The sequence below is a fragment of the Oleiphilus sp. HI0128 genome (assembly GCF_001635365.1).
Genome location: NZ_LWGG01000099.1, coordinates 1 through 505, shown reverse-complemented (window position 1 = coordinate 505; position 505 = coordinate 1). Strand labels below are relative to the sequence as shown.

At 43.4% G+C, this 505-nt stretch carries 1 protein-coding gene; it reads left to right on the top strand.

Features of this window, described 5'->3' with window-relative positions:
* On the top strand, positions 1 to 477 hold a 477-nt coding region (locus A3763_RS27880; protein ID WP_369823074.1), incomplete at its 5' end, for an MFS transporter.
* Positions 478 to 505 lie beyond the last annotated feature (28 nt).

Genomic DNA, 505 nt, shown 5'->3' with positions numbered 1-505 from the left:
GGCTTTAGCAAAACAGAGATCGCGACGGTTGTAAAAACCTTTGGCCTATTTATGACGATCGCAGGGGGATTTTTAGGAGGCGTGTTATCTGCTCGTTATGGTGTGATCAAAATGCTTTATACCGGTGCTTTTTTAACCGTCGCAACTAATCTCTTGTTTATGCTGCTGGCAGAGTCGGGTCATAATATTGAGTTGCTGTATTTTGTGATCTCGGCCGATAACCTAACGGCAGGATTGGCCAGTGCGGCATTTATAGCCTTCCTTTCAAGCCTGACCAATGTGTCTTTTACCGCTGTTCAATATGCAATATTTAGTTCGCTGATGACGCTTTTGCCAAAAGTAATCGGAGGGTATTCGGGGAGTATGGTTGATAATTTGGGCTACTCAAACTTCTTTTTACTTGCGAGTTTGATGGGTGTCCCCGTTATTGCCTTAATATATTGGATTCAACGTTATTCTGCGTTTAAGGATGCTTAGCGGCTCTCGTTCATAGACAGTAGGCTAA